Raw genomic sequence first — 25,673 nt, forward strand, 5'->3', positions numbered from 1 at the left:
TCTGTCTTCTTTTTGAAGCATGGATGCAGGAGGTTTACTGCTTCAAGCAAGCATACACGATATTTTTCAACCGCGGATGCACGTACGGCTCCTGGTTGTTCAGCAAATGCTGCGCATACATAATCGTGAGCTGCGATTCGGGATCGATGACGGCGAGGCAGCCAGCGGCGCCGCCCCAGCCGAATTCGCCGAGCGGACTGAGCATGCCGCTTCTTGCCTTCGAGACATGCGTTCTGACGCCGAGCCCATAGCCGTACCCCGCCATATGCTCCCAATTGAAATCGCTTCGCATTGGCTCTGTCAGATGATCCGTCCGCATCAGATCCACCGTAGCAGGCGAGAGGATGCAAACGCCCTCAGGGCTGGTTCCCCGATTGGTCAAAGCGTTCAGAAACTTAACATAATCGCTGACGGTGGACATAAGACCCGCACCGCCGCTCTCGAACTTCACTCCGATGCCGTAACCGTTCCCGTCCCGGCGCACGGCTTTGCCCGTCGCGTCGTCGAATGCGTATTGCGGAACAAATCGGGCCTGCTGTTCTTCGGTGAGACGGAATCCTGTGTCGTTCATGCCAAGCGGTCCGGTAATCTCCTCGCGAACATATTCTCCGAAGGATTTGCCGTCGACGGCCTCAATCAGCGCCCCCAGAATATCATGGCATAAGCTGTAGTTCCAATGCGTTCCCGGTTCGAACAGGAGCGGAACCTTCGCCATTGCCTTCGCGAAATCGCGGGTAGGCACATCTCCATTCGATGATTGAATTAATTCTTGAATGGCCGGTGCGTTCAGATCGTAGGAGAAGCCGGCTGTCATGGTGAACAGGTCGCGCACGGTAATCGGGCGCTGAGCTTTCTCCAGTACGGTACCGCCGTTCGGAAGCGTTCTGCGCAAGGACATCTCGGCGAATTCCGGCATGTAATTCGACAAGGGCTCGCCAAGCACCAGCTTTCCTTTCTCCACGAGTTGCAGCGCTGCTGTGCAGGTCAAGATTTTGGTCATGGAATAAAGATTAAAGATAGCGCCGTCCTCGATAGGCAGCTTGTCCTCCAGATTGGCGTACCCATTCCGATATTGAAATACGGTCTCGTTGCGGTGCATAATACGCACCTCCGCCCAAGGAATGCGCCAAGCGGTAATGTGGTCGATGAATAGGGACAGCGGCTTGAAGTTCATGATTGGTCTTGGTCTCCTTTGTGTCAAGATATCTCTTCCTCATTATAAATTTCATGCTAAAGGTTGACAATCGGAGAAACTTCGCCTATTATCGATAATGATAATCGTTATCATATATAGGATAGTGAAATTTAAAAATCATTGGGGGAAGAGAAACATGCTTAATCAGTCTAAGCTGCAAAAGTTCTACATACGTACCGGAATGGTGATGCTAACGGCCGTATTCATGCTGATCCTGGCCGCATGCGGGCAGTCGAACGAGACGAACGAAGGGGAACGGAATACGGAGCAAGCAACCTCCGAAACAGCAGGGGCAGGAAGTGAAGAAAGCGATCAAAATCTTGTTCTTGAGGGCTCGTTTGAAGATGTGACATTGCCTGCTCCGGCCAAACGCGTCGTTGCGCTGGAGTGGAAGTATGCGGAGGAATTAATTACGCTTGGGCTGCAGCCGGTCGGGGTTGCCGACATTGAAGGCTATAACAAATGGATGACTGTCGAGTCCCAATTAGGCTCGGAGGTCGTGGATGTGGGAACGCGCCAGGAACCGAGTCTGGAGGAAATTGCGGCGCTCGAGCCGGACCTGATCATTGCGCCCCAAACTCGCCATGAAGCGATTATTAAGGAATTGCAAGCGATAGCGCCAACCGTACTGTTCAATCCTTATCAGGATGAGAATGGGCCGGATCAGTACAGCGAAATGGAACAAACCTTCCGGACAATCGCGAAAGCGGTTGGCAAGACGGAAGAGGGGGAGGAAGCTCTGGATCATCTGCAGCAGAAATATGACGCTGCGGCTAAAATCATCGAGGAATCCGATCTGAAGAGCCGCGAATTCGTTCTGGCATCGGCGTACAGCTCGCAGAATACGCCCACTCTTCGAATCTTTACGGATAACGGAATGGCAACTCAGATTTTGGAGAAAATAGGGCTTGAAAATAAATATCATTCCGATGCGTTCGAAATTTACGGGTATACGCAAACAACAGTGGAGGCATTGCCGGAATTGGAGGAGGCAAATTTCCTCTATATTGTTCAGGATGACGATAACGTGTTCGAAAATCAGTTGAAAGATAATCCGGTATGGACGAACCTCGCATTTGTCAAGGAAGATCGGACCTATTCTCTTGGCGCCGACACCTGGATGTACGGGGGGCCGCTCTCTGCGGAAGTGCTCGTGGACAAGGTACTGAAAACCATGGTGAACAAGTAACATGAAAGTAAGAAAGAACATAAGGGAAAGTCAACGAAGCGGAGACGGCTTGGTGCAAACCGGGCCGTTCCGCTTTGTCCAGGCATGGAGGGGAACGCTCTTCTGCTTCGTCATGCTGCTGCTTCTGGCGACAATCGCTTTGCTGCAGCTGACGCAGGGCAGGGCGGCGTCTGTCGGCTTCTTCACCGTGTTCGAGGCTTGGACTACGCCAGCGGCGGAGCGGGAATTGGCTCATCATATCGTGCTTGGCATACGGCTGCCGCGAGCAGTGCTTGGCATGTTGACTGGCGGAGCGCTGGCCGTTTCCGGCGTTCTCCTGCAGACGTTAACGCGCAATCCAATTGCATCCGGGGGGACGCTTGGCATTAATGCCGGAGCCCATATGGCCGTTATAGCGGGCACGATATTTTTTCCTGCCGCGACCGCTGGCTATTCGCTGCCGCTGGCGGCTGCGGGAGGTCTTGGAGCGGCGCTTTTCGTCTATGCCGCAGCAGGCGGGATGAAGGCGACTCCGGTGCGGATGGCGCTGGCCGGCATGGCTACGGCTCTGGCAATGGGGGCCGTGACAGGAGCCTTGCAGCTTCTGTATGAAAACGAGACAACAGGACTTTTTCTATGGGGCTCGGGCACTTTGATTCAGATTGATTGGAGCGGGGTGCGCTTTGTATGGCCATGGATTGCGGCAGGCACGATGGCAGCGTTCCTCATGGCGCGTCCTCTGGATTTGCTGCTGCTCGGAGAAGAGACCGGGCGCTCGCTTGGTCAACGAATCGGCATTACGCGTCTGCTGGTCTTGCTCACCGCAATAGGTCTTGCCGCAGCTTCAGTCAGCGTCGTTGGTCCAATTGGCTTCGTCGGGCTGATCGCGCCGCATTTGATACGATTAATCGGCGTGCGGCGCCATCGCTCGCTGCTCTTGTTATCCTTCTTGGCGGGGGCCGTTATTCTGTCCGGCTCAGATCTTGTTGTGCTTGTGCTGGAAAGCCGTTTCGGACTTGTTCCCGTTGGAGCCATTACTGCCTTGATAGGCGGGCCTTTGCTCATTTGGCTTATTCTGCGAATGGGACGCAGCCGCACAATGGGCGGGGAGAACGGAGGCACTGTGTATCGCGGAGCCGGTCAACGCCTATCGCTGCCTGTTGCAAGCTCCGTGATTGCTGTGCTGCTCATTGCGGCTATGGGAGCCGGACTGGCCCTGGGAAGTCTGCGCTTTCCATTGGACGAATTGTTCGCTGTGTTGACGGGAGACGGAAGCAAGCTGGCGAGGACCATCATCTTGGAGCAACGTCTTCCGCGCACGCTCGTCGCGGCGCTCGCCGGGGCGGCTTTGGCGGTAAGCGGTCTGCTTCTGCAAGGGATCGTGCGCAACCCGCTCGCGGATCCTTCCATTGTCGGCATTACATCCGGCGCAGGAATGGGCGCTCTGCTGCTATTAATCGCTTGGCCGCAGCTGCCGGTCGGCTGGATTCCCGCAGCAGCCTTCGCAGGAGGCCTGTTGGCGGCGGCCATTGTCTATTTGTTCGCGCTGCGAAATAAGCTGCAGCCCATTACGCTTGCCTTGATCGGGATCGCCGTCTCTGCATGCGGATCGGCCTTTATTCAAATGCTGGTCGTGAAGGCTCAGCTGCGTGTCGCGGCAGCTCTGGCATGGCTTGCCGGTAGTACCTATGCCCGAGGCTGGAGCGAAGTCGCGTTGCTCGCCGCTTGGCCGATCATTCTCATTCCGCTCGGCTGGCTGTTGGCGCGTCGACTTGATTTGCTCGCGCTCGGAGATATCTCCTCTGTGGGGCTTGGCCTCCGTATAACCCGCACGCGCTTGCAGGTTATGATGATTGCGGTTGCTCTTGCATCGGCTGCCGTTGCCATAGTCGGTACGGTCGGCTTCGTCGGATTAATGGCGCCGCACGCAGCCAGACTTATTGCCGGCAACCGACATCGAAGCTTGTTCCCGCTGGCTGCAATGCTCGGGGCGCTCTTGCTTGTGTCCGCCGATTGGTTCGGACGCATCGCGCTTGCTCCGAAGGAGATTCCTTCCGGTCTTGTCGTTGCCTTGCTGGGCGCTCCGTATTTGCTCTGGCTCATGCGAGAACGTCGAAGCAAGGGATAGCCGCTATTTTGTTTATGCCCAAAGGCCGATTGCCTCAGACGGAGCAGTCAGGGAGCAATCGGCTGAACGGCGTGCGCGATTTGCTGTTTTATTTTGCTCGAATGCCCTCGAAAGCCGTATTCACAAGCTGCTCCATATAGGAGCGGTCAATAGTCTCTCCGGTTACTAGCATTCGATAGAAAATCGGACCGTAGATGAGATCGATGCAGACGGCAGGATCGACATCCGCCTTCAACTCTCCCCGCTGAATTCCCTGCTCCAGCAATCCCCTTGCTTCGACCCTTCTTGGCTGAAAATACCTTGTTCGATAAGCCTCCGCAAGTCCCGGGTCGAACTGACCTTCGCCGATAAGCTCCTTGATGACCATGCCTTCGCGGCTGTTGAGAAATAACGCGACATTCGTTGCATGAATAAGGATGTCCTCGTAGATAGATCCCGTATTCGGTACGGGCAGCCTCTCGGATGCGGCGCCGAGATATCCGTCCATGACGACCGCGGCCTTGTTGGGCCACCACTTGTAGATGGTCGCCTTGCTAACCTTGGCTTCTTCGGCTATTTTCTCCACCGTGACATTCCCAAAGCCTTCGCTGAGCAGCAGATCATACGCTGCTGTCAGTATCGCCTTCTGCGTCTCCATGTTGCGCGGTCTTCCTCGTTTGCCCATTATGCCACCTCCTGATACATAGATACGATACGTACAGTATACCTAAACCTGGATTCATTTGAAATTGCTTATTTACAAAACAATACGTTCAGTATATTATTAATTCATAATTACTGTCCGAAGCGTTCAGTAATTCACCCGAATGGTATTTTATTTTATGGAGGTTGTTAGCAGATGAGCGTACAAATAACGAAAGAAAGAGCGTTACCTCCCGGATTGACGTTGCTTCTTGCCGCCGCATGCGGAATGATCGCGGCCAATCTCTATTATGCGCAGCCATTGCTCGCTCTCATTAGCGAATCCATCGGCTTGTCTGCGGGGGGCTCGGGCTTGATTGTAACCTTAACTCAGCTGGGATATGTCATGGGATTATTATTCATCGTGCCGCTGGGAGATCGCGTGGAGAACCGCAGGCTAATCGTTGCGGCGCTGCTTCTCGATGCCGTGGCATTGGGCTTTGCCGCCTTCGCGCAGAACGCCGCATTCTTCCTGGCCGCCTCCTTCTTCATTGGCATCTGCTCGGTGGCCGCGCAAATTCTGGTGCCGTTTGCTTCCTATCTGGCAACGGATGCGACGCGCGGAGCGGTAGTCGGCAATGTGATGAGCGGACTTCTGCTTGGCATTATGCTCGCGAGACCCTTGTCGTCGCTTGTAGCCGATTGGCTGGGCTGGCAAGCGATGTTCGGGATATCCTCCGGAGCCATTATTGTACTGGCCTTCATGCTCAAGAGATCGCTTCCCGTCAGGAAGCCGCAGACTGGCACAACCTATGCAGCCTTGCTTGGATCGATGTGGCAGCTGCTGCGAGAGACGGCGATTCTTCGGCGCAGGGCCGCTTACCACGCATGTATGTTCGCGATGTTCAGCCTATTCTGGACCACAGTGCCGCTGCGATTATCGCAGCCGGACTATCATTTCTCGCAAACGGGAATTGCGCTGTTCGCTCTGGCGGGAGTCGCTGGCGCGATTGCCGCCCCCATCGCAGGCAGATTGGCGGATCGCGGATGGACGAAGGCCGCGACATGGATCTCGATGATTATCGTCATTGGATCAGGCTTGCTTCCGCTTATCTTTGAGAGCAGCTCGTCTGTCGGGATTGCGGTGCTGGTCGCCGCAGCCATTCTTATGGATGCGGGAGTTTCCGCGAATCTGGTGCTAAGTCAAAGAATGATTTACTCTCTGGGCACTGAGGCGCGCAGCAGGCTTAATGGCTTGTTCATGGCTATATTCTTCCTTGGAGGCGCGGTTGGATCGGCCGTTGGAGGATGGGTGTATGCCTCTGCGGGCTGGCATGAAACATTGGGAGTGGGAACAGCGTTTCCTGTCTTGGCACTGCTTTATTTTGCAACGGAGAGAAGAGCGGGGCGTCAGGAGGATCGCTTGACCGAATGCGAAGCATAAGGCAAGACTGGCTTGAGGATACAGATTGGAATTGGTCGAAGAGAGGCGCCCGGCGAGGCGTCTTTTTTTGCGAATGATCAATCCATGTCATTCTGTATGGAATCTGGAAGCTGTAAGCGTGAAAGGATAAAAGAAGGCTGCGCCGAAGCTAAATTCGGCGCAGCAGCTTTATTTCGTAAGCCCCAGCCTCCTTACTTAGCCGCTTGACTATTCATTCGGGCTGGTTTATTGTTAGGAATGTAAATTTACTAATTTACTAAATTACTAAGTTAGTAAACCAAAATTACATGATTCATGTGGAAATGAGGAATCAAAATGTGGTCAAACCGCTATGTGCGCGCGATTATGCTTTCAAGAACGCTGCTTCAGCTGGGCATATGGATTCGGAATTTTGCCGTTTTGCTATACGTAACCGACATTACGAATAATGATGCGTGGTATGTATCGCTTATTTCCGTGGCGGAATTCTCGCCAATATTCCTGTTCGCCTTAATAGGGGGGACGCTGGCAGACCGCTGGCAGCCGAAACGAACGATGACGGTTAGCGATCTCCTGTCGGGAATATCTGTTGCGGCAGTGCTTATCGCGGTGATGAACGGAGAATGGATCGCGCTTCTCATCGGTTCATTCGTCTCCGCTAGTCTATCTCAGTTGTCCCAGCCTTCGGCAATGAAGCTGTACAAGCGGCATGTGCCGGAAGAGCAGCTTCAGGGTGTAATGGCGATGTCCCAATCGCTCGTCGCCGTCTTCACTGTTCTCGGCCCGATGATTGGAACGTTTGTCTTCATGCAGCTTGGAATTCACAGCTCACTCATTCTGACGGGAATCATGTTTCTCGGCTCTTCGGTTGTTCTTGCGACGCTTCCGCGGGATGAGAAGGAAGCACGCTCCGGCGGCGGGGTCGGGTTCATGGCGGAATTGCTGGCCGGCATCCGTTATATCGGCTCGAACGCTTCCTTGAGCGCATTAAGTCGGGCCTTCGCGACGGCGGGGCTTGCTGCTGGCATGATTCAGCCGCTCGCCATCTTCATCGTGATCGAGAAGCTGGGACTCGACAAGCATGTCTTGCAATGGTTTCTAATGGCGAATGGAGCTGCGATGCTCGCGGGAGGAATGCTCGTTATGGGGATAGCGCGGAGAGTCAAACCTCAAGCGCTGCTCGCTGCCGGCTTGCTGGTAAGCGCCGTCTGCACGGCGGGAGTAGGCGCATCGTCGATCATAGGATTGACGGCGGCTCTGCAAGTGATCAGCGGATTGTTCTATCCGTGCATTCAGATTGGTATTCAAACGATGATTATGCGGGGCACGGAGGGCGCCTATATCGGCCGTGTCTCCGGAGCGATCACCCCTGTCTTCATGGGAATGATGGTTGCGGGAATGCTGATGTCGGGAGTGTTGAAGGAATTGCTTACCTTGACGGGAGTATATGCTTTAAGCGGCGGTCTGCTTATAGTCGGAGCGGCCCTTCTTGTCTGCAAGCCATCTTCAGCCTATACTAGCACCTAGACGAACAATCCAAGGGAAGGGGCTTGGCATCATGGGTACATGGCATCATGAGAAAATCAAGGCTTTCATTGAAGAGGAGATCGATCGGGGGCATCTGCCCGGAGCGGCGCTTCTTGTCTCCTGTGGCGGAGAGGAGCTGCTTCGGGAAGTCTACGGCAGCCGGGCGATATTCCCGGACAAAGCTCCTATGCGCATAGACACGGTGTTCGATCTTGCTTCGCTGACGAAGGTCGTCGCCACGCTGCCCGCGGCTCTTCGATTAATGGATCAGGGGAAAGTCACGCTCAGCGATGATATTTCAGCCTTCCTGAATGTGGATATGCAAATAGAGGGAGAACCGGTTCTTGTTCGCCACCTGCTCACGCATTCCTCAGGGCTGCGCGCGGATTTGCCGGGCATTCGTTCCGAGCCGGAGCTTTCAAGAGAGGAACTGCTGGGCCGAATAAGAAGCGAGCAGCTTGTTCATCGCCCTGGCACGAAGGTCGTTTACAGCGACATTGGCATGATTCTGCTTGGTCTTATTATTGAAGAGATAACGGGAGACACTCTCGATGCTTTCGTGAAGAAGGAACTTTACGAGCCTTTGGAGATGGCGGAAACAGGGTTTCGGCCCGCATTCGAGGAATCGCGTTATGCGGCAACCGAATATTCCGAGCTGCATAAGGCTTATAAGATAGGGCTTGTTCATGATGAGAAGGCGGGGATGATGGGCGGAGTCAGCGGTCATGCCGGTCTGTTCTCTACGATTGGAGATTTGGCGAATTACGCCGAGATGATTCGTCAGAAGGGTGAGTTCAAGGGCAGACGCGTTCTATCGCGAGCGGCGATCGAGCTGTCGTCTCGCTCCTTCACGCCTTCCGGGGAAGAAGGCCGGGGGCTTGGCTGGCAGCTCGCATCCGAAGCGGGCGGTTTCTTCTTCGGCGACTATGCTTCACGTCAAGCATTCGGACATACTGGTTTTACAGGGACCAGCCTGCTGTTCGATCCTGAGCGGGATGCGCAGATTATCCTTCTCACGAATCGCGTTCATTTCGGCAGAACGGATCATATCAGGCAATTCCGCCCTCGACTGCATAATTTGATTCTCTCGCAGCTATAGCTGCTGCAGCTCCCGATGCGGTTTTGTTCGAATTGCACAACGCTTGAAACGGCTCTTGTCATTACTGACGAAAATATAACGATCCATGTCATTATAGTTTACATGATTTAATCCGGACTATATAATGCAATTAGAATCGGGATGGAGGTCGTGAAATTGCAGCCAGCGAATGAAGTCGAAATCTACAATGCCATCAAGTCCGCAATCCTGGATGGGAAGCTAAGACCGAATATGCAATTGGTGGAGGAGGTTATCGCGGAATCGTTCGGGGTCAGCCGCACGCCGGTCAGACATGTGCTTCGAAAGCTGGCGGGGGAGAAGCTGCTTACGGTGATTCCTTATAAGGGAACCTTCGTCAGCCATCCGACCGTCGAGGAAGCCAAGCAGGTATTCGAGGCAAGGAGGCTGCTCGAGGTTTCCTCAATCAAGGAGGCTTGCCGGTATCGGAAGGTCGCCCAAATCGAGAAGCTTCGAGACATGCTGCGAGAGGAGAAGGAAGCCCACGGCAAGCAAGACGCGCTCGGCGTATTGCGGGTTACGGGCGATTTCCACGTAAAGCTTGCGGAGTTGACCGGAAATGGATTCATCGGCAAATATGTCGAGGAGCTTGTTTCCTTAACGTATGTCATTATCGCGCTTTACGGCGAGAAGTATCAGCGATGCTGTCACGATCATGAGCGGATTCTGACCGCTGTTGAGGAAGGCGACGCGGCCAAGGCTGCCTCATGGATGGAAGAGCATTTGAGGGAACTGGAAGCGGGCTTGAACTTTGCGGAGACGGGTTCGGCTGCGGCGCTTAGTGATATTTTCAAGCCGCGAGCGCCGCAAATGCAAATGCAAATGCAAATGCAAATGAAATAATTCTTTTTTTTACCCGTGGATTGTATACAATCTTGGATGCGATATGGAAGGCAATTCTTACGAGAGGAGCTGAGGCTGCAAGCAGAAGCTGGCATGGAAGAATGCGTTACATTTCTTGGATGGAGGTGCGCGGAATGTCGTTGGTCATTAACCATGTGTCAAAGTCTTACGGCGCGAAGCCGGTATTGAAGGATATCAGCTTCGCGGTGGAGCCGCATGAATTCGTATGCATTCTTGGTCACAGCGGTTGCGGGAAATCCACCTTGCTCAATCTGATCGCGGGGTATCTGAGGCCCGATGAAGGGACGATTCAGGTCAATGGGATGAATGTGTCGGGTCCGTCGAAGGAGAGAGGAGTGGTGTTCCAGGATCATGCGCTGTTCCCCTGGTACTCCGTTCTCGACAATGTGGCGTTCGGTCCCGAGGCGCAAGGAATTCCCAAGGAGGACGCGAAGCGCAAGGCGCGGCAGTATTTGAAGCTGGTTGGACTCGAGCGTTATGCGGAGCAATATCCTTCATCGCTGTCAGGCGGAATGAAGCAACGGGTCGGCATTGCCAGAGCTCTTGCCGGCGGACCGGACATTCTGCTGATGGATGAGCCGTTCGGCGCGCTCGATATATTGACAAGGGATACGATGAGACGGGAGCTGCAGCGGATATGGATGGAGCTGCGGACGATGGTCATCTTCATCACCCATAGCATCAGCGAAGCGATTCATCTCGGGAATAAGGTGATCGTGATGAAGGATGGCGATATCGCGGCGATGTATCAGCTCGATCTGCCGTTTCCCCGTTCGCATCAGGATTCCGAATTCTCGTCGCTGCTTGCCGAGATTGAAGCGATTCTGATCGAAGATTCCGTATCGGAACGTATAAGCTGAGGGGGGGGTCAAGCATGAATTCTTCGACGGGAAAAGGTTATGTCATGATTCACAAGCAGGCGCCCGAGATGGTCTCCGGCAACAGCAAGGCTCCTGCGACAGGAGCAGGAGGCCGCAATAAACGCGCCTACCCCTATATGTTCCCCTGGCTTCCCATCCTGTTGTTCTTCTTGTGTTGGGAAGGATTCAGCCGATGGAATGAAGGAGCGGAGTTCTTCAATCCGGTCTTCCTGCCGACGCCGTCAGCGACGATTGCGGAAGGCATCGAGCTGGCTAAGCAGGGCATTATTCTCAGCAGCGTCATTCACAGCACGGAGAGAATCTTAATCGGCTTTGTGATTGGCTGCGCGATTGCCATTCTGCTTGGCATGGTCATGAGCCGTTCGAGAGCTGTGGAGAATTGGATCAGTCCGATTTTGAATCTGGTGGGCCCCATTCCGGCGCTGGCGCTGCTGCCGTTCTTCATCATCTGGTTCGGCATAGGCGAATTCCCGAAAATTCTGCTCATCGCCTGGACCACCTTTATTCCGGTGCTCATGTATACGCTCGATGGACTGAAGTCGGTGAATGCGAATTATATTCGCTCCGCATTAAGTCTGGGAGCCTCGCAGGGCTTAATCTTCAGAAAGGTTATTCTGCCATCGGCGGTACCTCATATTTTGGTTGGCATGCAAGTCAGTCTCGGCCTTACGTTCTCTTCCCTGATTGTTTCCGAGATGATGGGGGCTCGCACGGGTCTGGGTTATATCATCGTGGATGCGAGGAATTACTTCAAGCTGACGAATATGTTCGTCGCCATCATCCTGATCGGGCTTGAATACAGCTTGTTTTCCTTATTGCTGAAGTGGGTGGAGAGGAGGCTTCTCTCGTGGAGAGAGAACGGGATTCACGGAGCTGTGGAGAAATAAAAGTCTGAATATTCTGTCATTACCTAAAAAGAGAGTGGAGGAGAAACGATGAAAACATGGAAAAGCATTGGCATTCTTTCTGTTATTCTACTTCTTGTGACGACAGCTCTGGGGGCTTGCAGCACGAATAATAAGGAGAACGACGAAGAGGGCGAGCTGGAGACAACGAAGCTTACGCTCGTAGGCGTACGCGACGCGCAAATTTCGTCCCAGCAAATTATTGCGGATAAGCTGGGCTATTTCAAGGACGAGGGGCTCGAGGTGACCAATCAGCTTATCGAGAGCGGTCCCGACATGCTCGGCATGATCGCGGGCGGAAGCGCGCCGGTCAGCTTCCAGACGAATTTCGGCGATTTCATTATGGCTTCGAACGGCGTGAAGGTGAAGATCGTTGCTCCTCTGGCGCAAATCGCGGGAACGCAGGCGGTTGTAGCCGGCAAGAACACGGTGGTGAACAGTCCGAAGGACTTTGAAGGGAAGACAATCGGTATCCCGAGCGGCGCCGACGTGATGATCGCCATCGATAATATGGCGAAGGAATACGGCGTGGATAAGGATAAAATCAAGCTGGTCAATATTGCGCCAAGCGATGCGGTTACTGCGCTCGACAAGGGACAGATCGACTTTATGGCATGCTGGGAGCCGTGGATTACGAAAGGGATCGCGATGGGCGGAAAATTCATGTTCAGCGGCACAAAAAGCGAGATTCCCGGCGCTGAGGGCGATGTGTCGTGGATGAGCGTGCATACGACGATTCAAGTGACCGACGATTATTTGAGCGAGAATCCAAATACGATCAAAGCTGTGCTGCGAGCGCTGGAGAAAGCGACGGATTACATTAACGAGCATCGGGAGGACGCGGTCAAGCTTCTGGCGCCTGAGCTGCATCTGGAGGAAGCCGAGTTGACGGAAATTATGAACCGAAATGCGTACAGCATGGAGGTTGACGACGCGTTCGTGAATCAGAGCAACGGGCAGGCGGTATTCGATTACGAGATGAAGCAGGGCAACATTAAGAGCATACCTCCATACAGCGATTATATCGATCTTAGCTTATTCAAGGAAATCAGTCCGGACAAGATTAAAGCGGAGTTCAAGTAATCGGAATGCGAGTTGAACTCGGGCTGGCAAAGGATGCGAACAAGATGAGCGAAACTTTCGATTTACTTGTAAAAGGCGGAGTTGTCGTCAGCGGCGGACAGGCGAGGGTGATGGATATCGGCGTTCGGAGCGGCGTAATCTGCGCGTTGGAAGATGAGCTTGCGTCCGAGGGAGCGGAAGAGCTGCTTCAGGCTGACGGAATGGTTGTCATGCCCGGCATGATCGATGTGCACACGCATTTCAACGAACCGGGCTTCGCGCATTGGGAAGGCTTCGCCTCCGGCTCGGCCTCCCTTGCCGCCGGCGGCGTGACGACCTATATTGACATGCCGCTTAACGGCGTTCCTCCGACGGTGAATGCGGATATTCTGATGCGCAAAGGGGAGCTCGGCGAGCGCGAGTCGATTGTCGACTTCCTGCTTTGGGGCGGACTTGTTCCCGGGAATGGAGAGCATCTGACTTCGCTCGCCGCAGGCGGCGTCGCGGGCTTCAAGGCGTTCATGTCCGCGCCAGCCTCTACCGGCGAGGACGAGTTTCGCAATGTGGAGGCGCTGGAGCTGTTTAACGGCATGAAGGAAATTGCGAAAACGGGCAAAATTCTGGCTTTGCACGCGGAGAAGCAGGAGCTGCTGGGGCCGCTCTATGAATTGAACTATGCGTACGGCTCGGCGCGGGCCTATTCGGAATCAAGACCGCCAATATGCGAGCTGGACGCGGTAGGTCAAGCGCTGCTCATGGCGGAACTAACCGGCTGCCGGCTTCATTTCGTTCATATCAGCACGGCGGAGGCTTGCGATATGATCATGCGCGCTCGCGAAAGGGGAATCGATGCTACGCTCGAGACCTGTCCGCATTATCTCGTTCTCAGCGAGGAGGATTTGGCGCGGCTCGGAGCTGTGGCCAAATGCGCTCCCCCGCTGCGCAGTTCCTCGGAGAGAGAGCGGCTTTGGGATGCTCTTGCCGCGGGGAAGATCGATATGATCAGCTCGGATCACTCGCCTTGTCCGATCGAGATGAAGCGGAAGGATAATATGTTCGATGCGTGGGGAGGGATAAGCGGCTGCCAGTTTTCTCTGGAGCTGATGCTTGATCACGGCCATATTCGCAGAGGCTTGCCGCTGTCGCGAATTGCCGAGTGGACAGCCGAGAATCCGGCCAAGCGCTTTGGGCTGTTTCCTCGAAAGGGTGTTATTGCGCTTGGCGGGGATGCGGATCTCGCTATCATAGATTTGAAGCATAAACGCAGCATTAGCGCGGAGGAGATTGCGTATAAGCATAAACACAGCCCCTATGTCGGGATGGAGGTTCAATCGCGCGTGATGGCTTCTGTCAGTCGGGGGCGAGTCGTCTATCGTCAATCGACGGGAGTGGAGCGGGAGGCTCGCGGCAAATGGATCAAGGTATAGAGACGCTGCTGAGGAGACGGCCGAAGCGAATCGGCTTGCTGCTTCCCTCCAGCAATACGGTGGCGGAGCCTCTGTTCGCTGCGATGCTCGCGCCGTACCGGGAGGAGCTTTGCCTGCATGTCAGCCGCTTCCGAGTGACGACCATAACATGGGATGCCGCAGATCAGTTCGACGAGAAGCCGATGCTTGAAGGCGCTTCGCTGCTGGCGGATGCCAAGGTGGATCTCATTCTGTACGCCGCGACTTCCGGAGCGTGGCTTCATGCAGAGGCGGATGCTCGCTTATGCGAGCGGATCGAGCAGGCGACGGGCATTGCCGCAACGACCTCGATCCTTGATCTTTATGCGGTATTGACCCGCTATAAGGCGCAACGGATTGCAATCCTTGCGGGCTATACGCCGGACTTGATGCACCGCGTGGAATCGGGCTTTCGCAAGAAGGGAATCGCTTGCGCAGGCTGGCGAACCTTTGCGATAGCGGACAATCATCAATTAAGCGGCATTACTCGCGAAGAGCTGCTGCGCGAAGCTCGATTGTTAGCGGGCGAATGGGAAGGTGAGTACGACGCCCTTGTCACGCTGGGTACGAATGTGCTGGCGGCGCCGCTAGCTGCCCGGCTTGAAGAGGAGGGTATTTCTCTCGTCATCGATACCGTATCGGCGTCGGTGCGGTCGCTTCTCGAGCGCTTCGGGCTGCCCCGGAGCTCCGGCATGGCTGCGAATTGGGGGCGGATATTCGACTAGTTCGTGTGAGCTTTATTCGGGCATGCAAGGTTGAGAGGAAGAGAATGCCGCACAGGTACAAAAGCATCAGAAGGCGACACAGGTACACGAGCGCCCATGGCTGAACACTTGAAGAAGTGTGCGGTCAGCGGGCGCTTTTTGCTTTGGCTGGAACGGCAACAAGGTCAGTAAGTCGTAAAAAGCGACTTGGAGCGTTCAATGTCATTTTCATAAAAAAAGATACACTTTGTCTCTGTAAAGTGCTACGATCATAAGCAAATGTGTTATGTAATTGGTGAGGCTTGCACAGATAAACAAAGGAGCGGGGGCTTGGGGAAATGAAAGAACAAGGCATAAGAAAACAAAGCAAGGGAGAACAAAGCAAGCGAGTACAGGATGCGAGGGTGAAAGGCAATTGGATAGGCTACGCGATCGCGGTCGCCGCGCTGCATATCGCCGGCATCCTGCTGTGGGTTATCTCGCTGCCAAGCTATCCGGAATTAATCGGACTAGGCATCGTTGCTTACACGCTGGGCATGAAGCATGCTTTCGATATTGATCATATCGCGGCGATCGACAACACGGTTCGGAAGCTTGTGCAGCAGAAAAGAAGCGCGACGGGAGTCGGCTTTTACTTTTCCTTGGGGCATTCCTCCGTCGTATTCTGCATGGCTGTTGCTACGGCATTCGCGGCCAAATGGGCGGCGGATAATCTGCCGATCATGGAGGAGATTGGCGGCGTAATCGGAGCATCGGTGTCAGGCGTATTCCTGGTGTTGATGGGAGTCTTGAATCTTGTCATCTTCATGAATATTTACAAAGTGTTTCGCGGCATGCGTCACAGCGAGCATAGCGAGGAGAAGCTGGAGGAGCTTCTGCATTCGCGCGGATTTTTCGCCCGCCTGCTGAGTCCGCTCTTCAAATTCGTTAACAAAAGCTGGCATGTGTATCCGATCGGCTTCCTGTTCGGGCTTGGCTTCGATACGGCCAGCGAGGTCGCGCTTATGGCGATTACGGCGGGCGCCGCGCAGAATGCCATACCAATCACGGGCATATTGGCGCTGCCGCTGCTGTTCACCGCGGGAATGAGCTTGTTCGATACCGCGGACGGCATCTTCATGACGACGGCATACAAGTGGGCGTTCCGCACGCCGCTTCGCAAGGTATACTATAACCTCAGCGTCACGGGCGTGTCCGTCATCGCCGCGCTGATCATCGGGGGAGTAGAGCTAGCTCAGGTGCTGTCGGAGAATTTTGATTTAAGCGGCGGCATTTGGAGCTGGGTGCAAGGCATTGATTTCGGCATTATCGGTTATTTGCTGGTTGGCGTATTCATGCTGTCATGGGCAGCTTCCTATGGCATCTGGAAATATATGAAGATCGAGACGAAGTGGACGCGTTCGGGATAAGTTTTCGATTGACGCGTTGAAGGGTTGAGGAGGGCCGGCTGCGGGGGTGCTTGGGCATCTGCTGGAGGCGGTCCTTTCATTGTAGTACAATGTTTCGTAGGCGCGTGAACGATGGCGTGTGGGAAATCGGCGTCTGTCTAGTGGCGCCAGAGAGAATTGCGTTAGCAAGAATAAACGACATCAAGAAGAATACGTATCATCAGGAGGAGATTTGCTATGCGTTATTTGCCATTGTCTCAAACGAAATTAACAGAAATTTGCGAGTTGTGGAATAAAGAGCTCGGAACCCAGTTCCCGATGCGCGAGCAATTATTCGAGCAAAACAGCTTCGAGGACAGCAATGTGCTGCAGGATGGCTCGTGGATGGCCGTCGATGAAGCGAGCGGCAAGCTCATCGGCTTTATCGTCGCAAAGCTGTGGCAAGAAGAGAGAGAGTTCGCTCTGGGAGCAGGCGCGGGATGGATTCAGGTGCTGCTGGTCGACCGCGATTATCGCGGTCGAGGCGTCGGAAGCGAGCTGCTGAAGCGGGCAGAGACGGCATTGAAGGAGCATGGCGCTGTCAAAATTCTGATCGGCCGCGATCCCTGGCATTATTTCCCCGGAGTGCCGACTGAATATGCGGATGTCAGCGACTGGCTGGAAGCTAAGGGGTATAAGAACGACGAACGCCTGGAGAACGATCTGCTTGCGGATTATGAGGAGAAGGAGGCAATCCAGCTCCCTGAGCATGAGGGCGTCATCTATCGCTTGCTGGAGAAAGAGGATAAGGACGGATTGCTGGAATTTCTGCATCGCTGCTTCCCCGGGCGCTGGGAATATGAGGCGATGTGTTACTTCGAACATGGAGGAACGGGGCGCGAATTCGCGGTTATTGAAGAGGAGGGCCGCATTATCGGCTTCTGCCGCATTAATGACGGCTCTTCGCCGGTTATTGCCCAGAACACCTATTGGGCGCCATTATTCGAGGAGGAGCTCGGGGGCGTCGGGCCGCTCGGCGTTGACCAGACCTGTCAAGGCAGGGGCTTCGGACTCGGCATCGTGCAAGCGGGCATTCATTTCCTCAGGGAGAGAGGCATTCGCCATATCGTCATTGACTGGACGACGCTGGTTGCTTTCTATGAGAAGCATGGATATCGCGTGTGGAAGTCGTATGAATCCTATTCGAAGGCGCTGTAAGCTTGCAGGGTAAACGGGCATAGCAGACCTGTTAATGGGATAGAGCTCGGTGAAGAAGCTTGTCACTATTTAATTGTGGCAGGCTTTTTCCGTTTGGGGATCCTGCGTCCCGAAGGCAGCTATGGTAAAATATGAAATAATGAAGAAAGGTGGTTTATGAATGGAACTCGCTTATGCTATAGAACCAATAGAATATACAGCCTTCGACACTGTCGAGGAACAAGTTGAAAAATGTCAGGCGTGGGGACTGCTGTCTCAGAAGGCAACCAAGTCGAAGACGTTCAGCTATAAGAAGGCAGGAGAAGCGCTTCCCTGCGAAATCGTTGGTTATGTGGATGGGGTGACGGCGGTCATTGCCTTCGAGAACGGCCAGCGGCATTGTATTCATCCCTCTTATTTGAAAGAGATGCAGGCCGCGGCCTTTGGGCGGCAATCGACGGATCCGTCGACTTCGGCGGCGGTATCGGAAGTTGCAGGCTCGGATGGGATTGAAGAGAAGTCCGGGGATGCCGGGCAGAAGAAGGAGGAGGCCGAGTCCGTGGCAAGCGCAGCGGCCGGCGCTTCGGTCGAGACCGCGGAGAAGAAAGAGGCTGAAGACGCAGCGGCGATGAGAACCGAAGCGAAGTCGGCGGCTAGTGCGGATACGGCTGCAAAGCCCAAGGCGGCGAAGAGCGGCAAGAAGCAGAAGCTCGAGCTTCCCGCGGATAAGGTTCGCATGACGGCTACCGTGAAGGAATTCACGAGTGTTCCTAATCATTTTACGGAGGAAGAGGATGAAGTGGTCATCTATGAAGCGGTCGCGATTGCGGACCCGGCCCTTGAAGTCGGCGTTGCCTGGTCGAGCCACAGCGCCACGCTTAAGAAGCTGGAGCTGGAGATCGGCGATACGCTGGAATTCGACGCCAAGATTGCAGCCAAGAAGCTGACGAAGCATCCGGTGCCTTACAAGATCAATAATCCGAGCAAGATACAGAAGCGGGATTGAAGGACGAATGCCCGGCGGAGGTCGTACAATGAAAACCGGATTGTATGAGCAAATCATGAATCATCTCACGCGCAGACAGCTTGCCGAGCTGGATCCTGCGTTATGCCACGGGGCATAGGTTAGAGATAGAATTGAGATTAGTCGAGAAGGAGGTTCAATCGAAATGGCAAAGCTATTTAAGGTTACAATGACAGATTGGAATGGAGGGGTGCGCGGCAAGCCTTACCGCAAGATTGCTATTGGAGAGCATGCGAGCTTGTATGATCTAGCGTCAATCGCATTGTCTGCGTTTGATTTTGGAATGGATCATTCCTTTGGCTTCTATGATAATTTGAAAGACTGGACTCGATCACAGGTTGGATACGAGCTGTTCGCTGATATGGGCGAAGAAATGAATTTTCCAGGCGTGAAGCAGGCGAAAGTAAGCAAAGTGTTTCATTCTACCAAGCAAAAGATGCTCCTGTTGTTCGATTATGGCGATGAGTGGAGATTTATCGTTCAATACTTGGAGGATAAAGACTTGGGAGGCAAGAAATTGCCTGTAATCTTGGAATCGAAAGGAGTTGCTCCTGATCAGTACGGTGGATTCGATGATGATGATGAGGATTGATGAACAGTCTGGATGTGACCATCCCGTCGCAGCAGTGCTGGGAGCAGACAGCAATTATTTATTGACTACTATTTTTTGAGGAATGTAGAACATGGCAGGAAGGAACGATCCTTGTCCTTGCGGAAGCGGGAAGAAATATAAGCAATGCTGTCTGGTGAAGCAATCGGAAGATCAGGCGAGACAGGTGAAGGAGCAGCATTTTTTCGATCGGAAATACAAATTGACAAGAGATCTGTATACGTTCTTGGCACAGAAAAATGGCGGAGAATGGGCTTTTGATCATCAAAAATATAACCTATTCGACTCTTCTATGGGCAATATGAAAGAAGGGCTCGGCAACATGAAAGAGTTTTTCTTCCGACAGTATGACAATGGTATGCGTGGAATTGACTGCTTTCTGGAAGAACGGGGCGCGAGGTATTCCGGCGCGGAGAGGGAAATGCTTGAAAAATGGAGCAAAATGAGGGTTTCATGCTTTCAGGTTGTCGATCTTTATGAGATGATTGAGCCATTCTTGGAGGACTGGTGCATACACGGGGCCATGATGTGGGGCCATCCGACTATTAAATTAATTGATATAGGTAAAGCGCTTGTTGCCTATAGAATTTATACTGGAATAAGCCAACAAGAGCTTGCCGCTCGATTAAATGTCTCTGAGGCTCAGGTTTCACGCGATGAACGTCATGAGTATTATGGTGCAACAAAGGAAAGGATACAAGAGGTCATGCAGGCGATGAATAGCCTTATGTGTCGGACGACATGGCGAAGGCGGAGCAAGCGCGGGATATGTGGACGGATCGCGCGGCCTAGATGATGCTGATGACGCATAAGCGGCAGCTTCGTCAGACGAGGATGTGGTCGGTGCTCATTCTTGACAATCCGTTCGAACAAGCGGTGTCGCCGCATATTCTCGATCCCATCTTCGCGATTGCCGAGAACCTGCATTTCCAGTGGATCGTGCTTGCGCCGCCGGAGCTGATCAAGCTGGATGTCAGCAGGCGGTTCCCGGTATTCTGGGAGCTGGAGCTGCAGCGGGAGCAGCAAGGCGAAAGGGCTGCTGAGCGGCTGCAGCACGTGGGCAGAACATTTGAAGGGGAGTTTGATCTATTTAGCTCATTCTAGGGTTTGCACAAATTCTGAAGGGAGCAGTTTGCATATAAGTCCTTGGCCTGGCCAAAGAAGTTAAAAACCGCAACCCCTGTCCGTCCTCTGCGTATTGAAGCGGTAGGAAGGAATTCGCAGGCGTGGGATGGTATACTGATAGAAAGCGATTGCAAGTAGATCGTAATTGGACAGTATCCAACAGCGTAGTGTGAATGGAAAGGGGTTTAATGGCATTTGAAAAGATATAATTTCATCCGTCCGATTTTGCTCATTGTCACGGCGTTTCTGGCCAAGAGCCTGGTGACCAATCTATGCATGGTCTTTGGCATGGAGAAGGCCTCGGCCGAGAATATCGGCTTCATCGCGATGATTCTTACCGCGCTGCTGATGTACACCCGCATCACCAAGAATCGCCGCAAGTAGGGAAAGCCGCCGTTGGCGGCTTTTTCTGCTTTCTTGCTGTTGCAGGGATTGCTGGATTGACGAATTGCTGAATTGCTGAATTGCTGGATTGACAAATTGCTGAATTGCTGAATTGCTGAATTGCCGATGACATTTGACCAGAATGCTAATGATGTTCATTTTTCAGCGAAAGGAACTGGAATTTCTCCAGCTTATTTCCTAGATCGAAGCCATTTTTACAAATGTACTGGAATTTGTCCTTCTTATTTCGTCTTACATGCCCAAATGATGTGATGAAGCAGCGATAAGCTGGAGTAATTCCAGTATAATTAAAAATTCAGCGAAATATTGAGGCATATACTGGAGAAAATCCAGTTCATCCACCGAAATTGAACTCTAAAGGAGAAAATCCTGCTCATACGAAGGTATCACACTCGCCCTCGAATGATGGATGCTTAGTTCTCAGGTGTTGTTCACATTTGAGAAGCCCTTCCTATGTGATATAATGGGCATTAATTCCAATAGTCTGACGTGAGAGGGACGGTGCAATCCCCATGTTCGATCCAATTGATAAGAAAAAGAGGATTCTTGACAGTAAGAGACCTTTCCCCGTACATACATTAAGAAGCATTCGCGAGAATTTGATTATTAACTGGACTTATCATTCCAATGCCATTGAAGGAAATACATTAACCTTATCTGAAACGAAAGTTGCGCTGGAAGGAATTACCGTAGGCGGAAAGACGATTGTTGAACATTTGGAAGCAATCAATCATAGAGAAGCTATTCTATATATTGAAGAAATCGTCAAGAATCAAGAACGTTTATCAGAGTGGCAAATTAAGAATATCCACCGGCTGATTCTGAAAGGCATTGCGGATGAATATGCGGGTGTTTATCGAAAAGAAAATGTGTTGATAAGCGGAGCTGTCCATGTCCCCCCCGATGCCATGCAGGTTGAGGTTGATATGGAGAAGTTAATGGCTTGGTACGAGGAAGAAGCTGAGCAGTTGCATCCAATTGAAAGAGCAGCTAGAGTTCATATTGAATTTGTGGGAATACATCCCTTTATTGACGGGAATGGAAGAACCTCGAGGTTATTGCTCAATTTCGAGCTTATGAAGAGCGGCTACCCGCCTATCGTCATTCGCAAAGAGAATCGCAGCGAATATTATACCGCCCTGGATCATGCGCACACAACTGGCGATCAACACTTGTTTGTCCAATTGATTGCCGAAACGATGGAACAGACGCTTGATCACTATTTGAAGCTCATCTAACATTCAGCCGCTTATTCGGAGAAATTTCACCTCATTTAGGGCAGAGAGATCTGCCCCTCAATCAGGAATGAAGGCAACTCTCGTCACCTGAGCTTCGCTGTTTTCTGCCTAGACAGTTCGCCAGCAGCCACTGCGCTTTACTTCTGTTCAGCACTTCCCCCAATAGAACAAATCTCCGCTCCCCTGTAACAAAACTACCCAATTCGAGCAAAGCCGTTTCCGCGCGAGGCGAGATGCTATAATGGAGACATTACATCACATCACGCAGCGGAGGTCATAGCATGAAGCCGATCTCGAGGAGCTTATTCCCTCAAACGCTTAGAAACCGATTATTCGCATCCTATATTTTGCTTATTCTCCTTCCCTTTGGCATTCTCAATATCTACTTGTTCCAGAAAATCGAGGTTATTATGCAGGACAAGATTGCCGAGCGCAGTCATGACCAGCTCGATCAAATGAATCAATCGCTGGAAGATATCATGGCGGTGGCGTTCAAGACACTGCTATGGCTGGAGCAGGATCAAGAAATTCAAACGATGCTGACACAGCCCCCGCCTCCGCAATCCTTGACCTATAAGCATCGCATGGAAGAGAAATTCCGAAGCATTACGAACAGCATGTTCATCACGGTTCCGCAGGTGTATTTCACCATGCTCGATTTTCAAGGGAATATCTATTCCTCCTTCATGCCGCGCGAGGGGCTGTCCTTCGAGAAGATAACGAGCGAGAGCTGGTACCAGGAGCTGATTCATGGCAATGTCAGCCGCAAGTGGGTTGATAATGATCCGAATTATGTGTCCCCGGATTTATCGACGAGTCCTTACTTTGTCTCGCTGTATGCGATTCTGTCCGACAGCGCCTACAAGCCCTATGGCGTCGCCCGCATCAGTCTGGATTATTCGCAGTGGCTGACGTCCATCGTACGCAGCAATCCAGAGGAGCAGAACTATACGCTGATCTCGAAGAGGGGCGAAGTGGTAGGCGGCACGGGCGGATCCGAGCTGTCGGAGAGAATCGTGAAGCGGGTCGCCTCCGAGGATAGCAGCGGCTTCTTCGTGGATCCGCAGAGCGAGACAATGATTAATTACAGCAAGATTGAGTCCGTCGATTGGTATATGGTGAAGCAGATTCCGCTTGATGTGCTCTATCATGAAATTAATGACCTTAAACAGCAGTTTTTCCTGATCTTCTGCGTGCTGACAGCAGCCTTTATCATGATTACCTTCATTATCTCCAAAAATATTACGAAGCCGCTCTCCCATCTGCAGACGAAGATGAGGGATGTAATATCGAAGAACTTCAAGGTGAAGGTTTCCGAAGGGAAGAAGCGGGGCGAGGTGCTGGAGCTGACCCGCACCTTCAATACGATGACTGATGATATGAACGATCTGCTGCAGCGGGTGAAGCAGGAGCAGCGCGAGCGTGAAGCCGTGCATGTGCAGATGCTGCTGTCGCAGCTTAATCCGCATTTTCTGTTAAACACATTAAATATTATTAAATGGCTGTCGATCCGCAAGGATGCGACGGATATCGCCGAAGTGTCGGTGGCGCTCGGCAGCTTGCTGGAAACGAGCCTGAATTCCGAGATCGATCTCATTCCGCTGCATGAGGAAATCAAGCTGATCGAGGCGTTCATGCATATTCAGAAGTATAAGCACAAGCAGCAGATTGAAGTGAATTACGCGTATTCCGAGTCGTTGCGCTATGCGCTCGTGCCGAAGCTCAGCCTGCAGCCGCTTGTTGAGAATGCGGTGAAGCATGCTTTTGCGAGTCTGAGCCCAGGTGCTGGCGTGAGCAATAGCGCCGGTTTCGGCGCAGACGGGAAGTCCAAGGGCGAGATTCAGATCCGAATTTCGGAAGGGAATGAACGTTTGCAGCTAATCGTCGCCGACAACGGTATGGGGATGGAGCAGTCTGCGATTCTGAAGAAGGGGAATCTGAAGCAGAAGTCGACGGGCATTGGCCTTCGCAACATTCGGGAGCGGCTGCAGCTTATTTATAAGGAGGACAGCAGCTTTGCGATTCAAAGCTCGGATAAGGGCACCCAGATCCGATTGGAAATTCCGCTGTTGATCGCAGAGCCATACGAGAAAGGGGGGACGCCTCATGTGGAAGGTGCTATTGGTTGAGGATGAGGTGTTCGTGCGAGAGTCGGTCAGGGAAACGATCAAATGGGAGGAATTCGGTTTTTCGGTTGTCGGCGAAGCGGGCGACGGAGCCGAAGCGCTGCCTCTCATGCATGAGCTTAAGCCCGATCTGGTTCTATGCGATATTATTATGCCGCAGATGGACGGCCTGACCCTGCTGAAGAAGGCCAGAGAAGACGGGCTGGACAGTCGGTTCGTCATGCTCACCTGCACGGGAGAATTCGATTATGTCCGACAAGCGATGGAATACGGCGCTTCGAATTATATCTTAAAGCTGTCCATGAGTCTTCAGACGTTGAAGGATACGCTGATGAAGGTCGATAAGGAGCTTCTGGAGCGCAGCGTCAAAACGATGCCGGCATTGGACGCCTACTATCAGGAGCAATGGGATCGGCTGTGGGGAGATGCTCCAGGCGTCGAAGAGCTCGCACCGCCATCTGAATATGGTCAATTGTCAGCGCGAATCACATGCTGCTTCGACAAAGAGGAGATCGCCGCCGCGGTTTCCGAAGCGAAACCCTCGGCGAAGGCGGTACACCGATGGAGCAAGCTGGGCCATACTTCGATCTTTCATTGGAACGCTGAACCTCATCCAGCCGAATCAGAAGCTCCTCTTTCCTTCGCGCAGAGCTGGCTAAAGGCGCTTCATGAGCTTGACTGCGAGTGGTATGAGGAGCGCTTCGAGCAAGGGGAGTATGGTCAAGCAGTAACCGAGCAAGCAGTAACCGAGCAAGCAGTGACCAAGCAAGCGGTGAGCGGTCAATCAGCGACTGAGCAAGCCATAAAGAAGCAAGCAGCGACCGAACCAGCGGGTTCCAGCCGCCGACAGGCCTCGGCCTACTGGAAGCAGGAACGCGAATGGCTGCGGCTAATCGATGCCGGCGATATGAGCCGGATCGAACGTTATGTGGACGAGACATGGGCGATGCTGGCGCGGGAGCGCGCGCCGATGCCGGTTGTCAAGCTGCTTACGGAGCGCTTCCTCCAGTTGTCGAGCACCGTGCTCGATCAGCCCTTCCCGAAAGCGTTCGTCGCCCAATCCAGGTATCACCGCGAGTTGAAGAGCCGTCTGAAGGACGCGATGCGCAAAGCGCTGAACCATTTCGAGCTGAAGGCCGTCAAGCAGACCGATCATCCCCAGGTGAACGCGATTATTACGTATCTTCACAAGCATTATCGCGAGGAAATTACGGTGAAAGCGATGGCGGATTACGTCATGATGCGAGAGAACTACGTCAGCGGCATCTTCAAGCGCAAGACGGGCGAGACCATGATTCACTATCTGCATCGCATACGCATTCAGAAGGCGCAGGAGCTGCTGGCGGACAAGGGCTTGTCCATATCCCAGATTGTGCAGCAGGTCGGCTTTGCGAACGATAATTATTTCAACAAAATTTTCAAAAGGGTAACAAATCTCACTCCCGGCGATTACCGCCGTTCGCTGCAGAAATAGAGCCGCGCAGATTTGTTCCACGAATCGGGGAGTTCTCTTCCTTATCAGAGGGAGGCTTCTTCATGTA

General features: G+C 52.9%; 23 protein-coding genes. 21 read left to right on the forward strand and 2 right to left on the reverse strand.

What is annotated here, in order from left to right; translation table 11 throughout:
• Positions 1-34: 34 nt before the first annotated feature.
• Positions 35-1,174 (reverse strand): serine hydrolase domain-containing protein, encoded by a 1,140-nt coding sequence (locus tag HFP08_RS00490; RefSeq protein ID WP_168118558.1) that lies wholly within the window; start codon positions 1,172-1,174, stop codon positions 35-37.
• Between the two features lie 157 nt (positions 1,175-1,331).
• Here HFP08_RS00490 and HFP08_RS00495 point away from each other — a divergent pair, with 157 nt between their 5' ends.
• Both HFP08_RS00495 and HFP08_RS00500 read left to right on the forward strand, forming a co-directional pair.
• Complete coding sequence (locus HFP08_RS00495) at positions 1,332-2,384, forward strand: ABC transporter substrate-binding protein (protein WP_240940978.1); 1,053 nt, start codon at positions 1,332-1,334, stop codon at positions 2,382-2,384.
• A 1-nt stretch (position 2,385) separates the two neighbouring features.
• On the forward strand, positions 2,386-4,491 hold the full coding sequence (locus tag HFP08_RS00500; RefSeq protein WP_240940979.1) for an iron ABC transporter permease: 2,106 nt from the start codon (positions 2,386-2,388) through the stop codon (positions 4,489-4,491).
• A gap of 88 nt (positions 4,492-4,579) precedes the next feature.
• Here the strand turns inward: HFP08_RS00500 and HFP08_RS00505 are convergent, their stop codons facing one another.
• Complete coding sequence (locus HFP08_RS00505; protein WP_168118885.1) at positions 4,580-5,158, reverse strand: TetR/AcrR family transcriptional regulator; 579 nt, start codon at positions 5,156-5,158, stop codon at positions 4,580-4,582.
• 171 nt (positions 5,159-5,329) lie between these two features.
• Here HFP08_RS00505 and HFP08_RS00510 point away from each other — a divergent pair, with 171 nt between their 5' ends.
• The 19 genes from HFP08_RS00510 to HFP08_RS00600 all read left to right on the forward strand — a co-directional run bounded on the left by HFP08_RS00510 (position 5,330) and on the right by HFP08_RS00600 (position 25,606).
• Positions 5,330-6,556, forward strand: coding sequence for an MFS transporter (locus tag HFP08_RS00510; protein ID WP_168118559.1), 1,227 nt, complete (start codon positions 5,330-5,332; stop codon positions 6,554-6,556).
• A gap of 315 nt (positions 6,557-6,871) precedes the next feature.
• Positions 6,872-8,062 (forward strand): MFS transporter, encoded by a 1,191-nt coding sequence (locus HFP08_RS00515; protein ID WP_168118560.1) that lies wholly within the window; start codon positions 6,872-6,874, stop codon positions 8,060-8,062.
• A gap of 31 nt (positions 8,063-8,093) precedes the next feature.
• A complete protein-coding gene (locus HFP08_RS00520; RefSeq protein ID WP_168118561.1) occupies positions 8,094-9,161 on the forward strand; it encodes a serine hydrolase domain-containing protein in 1,068 nt (355 codons plus the stop codon).
• A gap of 150 nt (positions 9,162-9,311) precedes the next feature.
• Positions 9,312-10,022, forward strand: a complete 711-nt coding sequence (locus HFP08_RS00525; protein ID WP_240940980.1) for a GntR family transcriptional regulator — start codon at positions 9,312-9,314, stop codon at positions 10,020-10,022.
• 134 nt (positions 10,023-10,156) lie between these two features.
• The gene (locus HFP08_RS00530; RefSeq protein ID WP_168118563.1) at positions 10,157-10,903 is read left to right on the forward strand and encodes an ABC transporter ATP-binding protein; all 747 of its coding nucleotides are present in this window, start codon (positions 10,157-10,159) and stop codon (positions 10,901-10,903) included.
• A 14-nt stretch (positions 10,904-10,917) separates the two neighbouring features.
• Positions 10,918-11,811 (forward strand): ABC transporter permease, encoded by an 894-nt coding sequence (locus HFP08_RS00535; protein ID WP_240940981.1) that lies wholly within the window; start codon positions 10,918-10,920, stop codon positions 11,809-11,811.
• 48 nt (positions 11,812-11,859) lie between these two features.
• Positions 11,860-12,912 (forward strand): ABC transporter substrate-binding protein, encoded by a 1,053-nt coding sequence (locus HFP08_RS00540; RefSeq protein ID WP_168118564.1) that lies wholly within the window; start codon positions 11,860-11,862, stop codon positions 12,910-12,912.
• Positions 12,913-12,956: 44 nt separating this feature from the next.
• Positions 12,957-14,318, forward strand: a complete 1,362-nt coding sequence (allB, locus tag HFP08_RS00545; protein WP_168118565.1) for an allantoinase AllB — start codon at positions 12,957-12,959, stop codon at positions 14,316-14,318.
• Positions 14,303-15,061 carry a maleate cis-trans isomerase family protein gene (locus HFP08_RS00550; RefSeq protein WP_168118566.1) on the forward strand — a complete coding sequence of 253 codons (759 nt, stop codon included), beginning with the start codon at positions 14,303-14,305 and terminating at the stop codon, positions 15,059-15,061. Before allB ends, HFP08_RS00550 begins: the two co-directional genes overlap by 16 nt.
• A gap of 317 nt (positions 15,062-15,378) precedes the next feature.
• Positions 15,379-16,449 (forward strand): HoxN/HupN/NixA family nickel/cobalt transporter, encoded by a 1,071-nt coding sequence (locus HFP08_RS00555; protein WP_168118567.1) that lies wholly within the window; start codon positions 15,379-15,381, stop codon positions 16,447-16,449.
• A 216-nt stretch (positions 16,450-16,665) separates the two neighbouring features.
• Positions 16,666-17,625, forward strand: a complete 960-nt coding sequence (locus tag HFP08_RS00560) for a GNAT family N-acetyltransferase (protein ID WP_168118568.1) — start codon at positions 16,666-16,668, stop codon at positions 17,623-17,625.
• Positions 17,626-17,785: 160 nt separating this feature from the next.
• Positions 17,786-18,610 carry a hypothetical protein gene (locus HFP08_RS00565; RefSeq protein WP_168118569.1) on the forward strand — a complete coding sequence of 275 codons (825 nt, stop codon included), beginning with the start codon at positions 17,786-17,788 and terminating at the stop codon, positions 18,608-18,610.
• A 163-nt stretch (positions 18,611-18,773) separates the two neighbouring features.
• The gene (locus HFP08_RS00570; RefSeq protein WP_168118570.1) at positions 18,774-19,220 is read left to right on the forward strand and encodes a plasmid pRiA4b ORF-3 family protein; all 447 of its coding nucleotides are present in this window, start codon (positions 18,774-18,776) and stop codon (positions 19,218-19,220) included.
• A gap of 91 nt (positions 19,221-19,311) precedes the next feature.
• Positions 19,312-20,034, forward strand: a complete 723-nt coding sequence (locus tag HFP08_RS00575) for a helix-turn-helix domain-containing protein (protein WP_168118571.1) — start codon at positions 19,312-19,314, stop codon at positions 20,032-20,034.
• Entirely contained in the window at positions 20,031-20,342 is a 312-nt protein-coding gene (locus tag HFP08_RS00580; RefSeq protein ID WP_168118572.1) for a hypothetical protein, read from the forward strand. The genes HFP08_RS00575 and HFP08_RS00580 overlap by 4 nt, the downstream gene beginning before the upstream one ends.
• 216 nt (positions 20,343-20,558) lie before the next feature.
• Positions 20,559-20,747, forward strand: a complete 189-nt coding sequence (locus HFP08_RS00585; protein ID WP_168118573.1) for a hypothetical protein — start codon at positions 20,559-20,561, stop codon at positions 20,745-20,747.
• 533 nt (positions 20,748-21,280) lie between these two features.
• Positions 21,281-22,006, forward strand: coding sequence for a Fic family protein (locus HFP08_RS00590; RefSeq protein WP_168118574.1), 726 nt, complete (start codon positions 21,281-21,283; stop codon positions 22,004-22,006).
• A 281-nt stretch (positions 22,007-22,287) separates the two neighbouring features.
• Positions 22,288-24,135: a sensor histidine kinase gene (locus HFP08_RS00595; RefSeq protein ID WP_168118575.1), complete on the forward strand. Its 1,848-nt coding sequence runs from the start codon at positions 22,288-22,290 to the stop codon at positions 24,133-24,135.
• Positions 24,113-25,606 (forward strand): response regulator transcription factor, encoded by a 1,494-nt coding sequence (locus HFP08_RS00600; protein ID WP_168118576.1) that lies wholly within the window; start codon positions 24,113-24,115, stop codon positions 25,604-25,606. The genes HFP08_RS00595 and HFP08_RS00600 overlap by 23 nt, the downstream gene beginning before the upstream one ends.
• The last annotated feature ends 67 nt before the right edge of the window (positions 25,607-25,673 follow it).

The organism is Paenibacillus sp. HB172176, assembly GCF_011947265.1.
Classification (GTDB): domain Bacteria; phylum Bacillota; class Bacilli; order Paenibacillales; family Paenibacillaceae; genus Pristimantibacillus.

Excerpts from the sequence above, each read along its gene's own strand:
- HFP08_RS00490 (WP_168118558.1), bottom strand. The coding sequence starts at position 1,174 with ATGAACTTCAAGCCGCTGTCCCTATTCATCGACCACATTACCGCTTGG.
- HFP08_RS00495 (WP_240940978.1), top strand. The coding sequence starts at position 1,332 with ATGCTTAATCAGTCTAAGCTGCAAAAGTTCTACATACGTACCGGAATG.
- HFP08_RS00500 (WP_240940979.1), top strand. The coding sequence starts at position 2,386 with ATGAAAGTAAGAAAGAACATAAGGGAAAGTCAACGAAGCGGAGACGGC.
- HFP08_RS00510 (WP_168118559.1), top strand. The coding sequence starts at position 5,330 with ATGAGCGTACAAATAACGAAAGAAAGAGCGTTACCTCCCGGATTGACG.
- HFP08_RS00515 (WP_168118560.1), top strand. The coding sequence starts at position 6,872 with ATGTGGTCAAACCGCTATGTGCGCGCGATTATGCTTTCAAGAACGCTG.
- HFP08_RS00520 (WP_168118561.1), top strand. The coding sequence starts at position 8,094 with ATGGGTACATGGCATCATGAGAAAATCAAGGCTTTCATTGAAGAGGAG.
- HFP08_RS00530 (WP_168118563.1), top strand. The coding sequence starts at position 10,157 with ATGTCGTTGGTCATTAACCATGTGTCAAAGTCTTACGGCGCGAAGCCG.
- HFP08_RS00535 (WP_240940981.1), top strand. The coding sequence starts at position 10,918 with ATGAATTCTTCGACGGGAAAAGGTTATGTCATGATTCACAAGCAGGCG.
- HFP08_RS00540 (WP_168118564.1), top strand. The coding sequence starts at position 11,860 with ATGAAAACATGGAAAAGCATTGGCATTCTTTCTGTTATTCTACTTCTT.
- allB (WP_168118565.1), top strand. The coding sequence starts at position 12,957 with ATGAGCGAAACTTTCGATTTACTTGTAAAAGGCGGAGTTGTCGTCAGC.
- HFP08_RS00550 (WP_168118566.1), top strand. The coding sequence starts at position 14,303 with ATGGATCAAGGTATAGAGACGCTGCTGAGGAGACGGCCGAAGCGAATC.
- HFP08_RS00555 (WP_168118567.1), top strand. The coding sequence starts at position 15,379 with ATGAAAGAACAAGGCATAAGAAAACAAAGCAAGGGAGAACAAAGCAAG.
- HFP08_RS00560 (WP_168118568.1), top strand. The coding sequence starts at position 16,666 with ATGCGTTATTTGCCATTGTCTCAAACGAAATTAACAGAAATTTGCGAG.
- HFP08_RS00565 (WP_168118569.1), top strand. The coding sequence starts at position 17,786 with ATGGAACTCGCTTATGCTATAGAACCAATAGAATATACAGCCTTCGAC.
- HFP08_RS00570 (WP_168118570.1), top strand. The coding sequence starts at position 18,774 with ATGGCAAAGCTATTTAAGGTTACAATGACAGATTGGAATGGAGGGGTG.
- HFP08_RS00575 (WP_168118571.1), top strand. The coding sequence starts at position 19,312 with ATGGCAGGAAGGAACGATCCTTGTCCTTGCGGAAGCGGGAAGAAATAT.
- HFP08_RS00580 (WP_168118572.1), top strand. The coding sequence starts at position 20,031 with ATGATGCTGATGACGCATAAGCGGCAGCTTCGTCAGACGAGGATGTGG.
- HFP08_RS00590 (WP_168118574.1), top strand. The coding sequence starts at position 21,281 with ATGTTCGATCCAATTGATAAGAAAAAGAGGATTCTTGACAGTAAGAGA.
- HFP08_RS00595 (WP_168118575.1), top strand. The coding sequence starts at position 22,288 with ATGAAGCCGATCTCGAGGAGCTTATTCCCTCAAACGCTTAGAAACCGA.
- HFP08_RS00600 (WP_168118576.1), top strand. The coding sequence starts at position 24,113 with ATGTGGAAGGTGCTATTGGTTGAGGATGAGGTGTTCGTGCGAGAGTCG.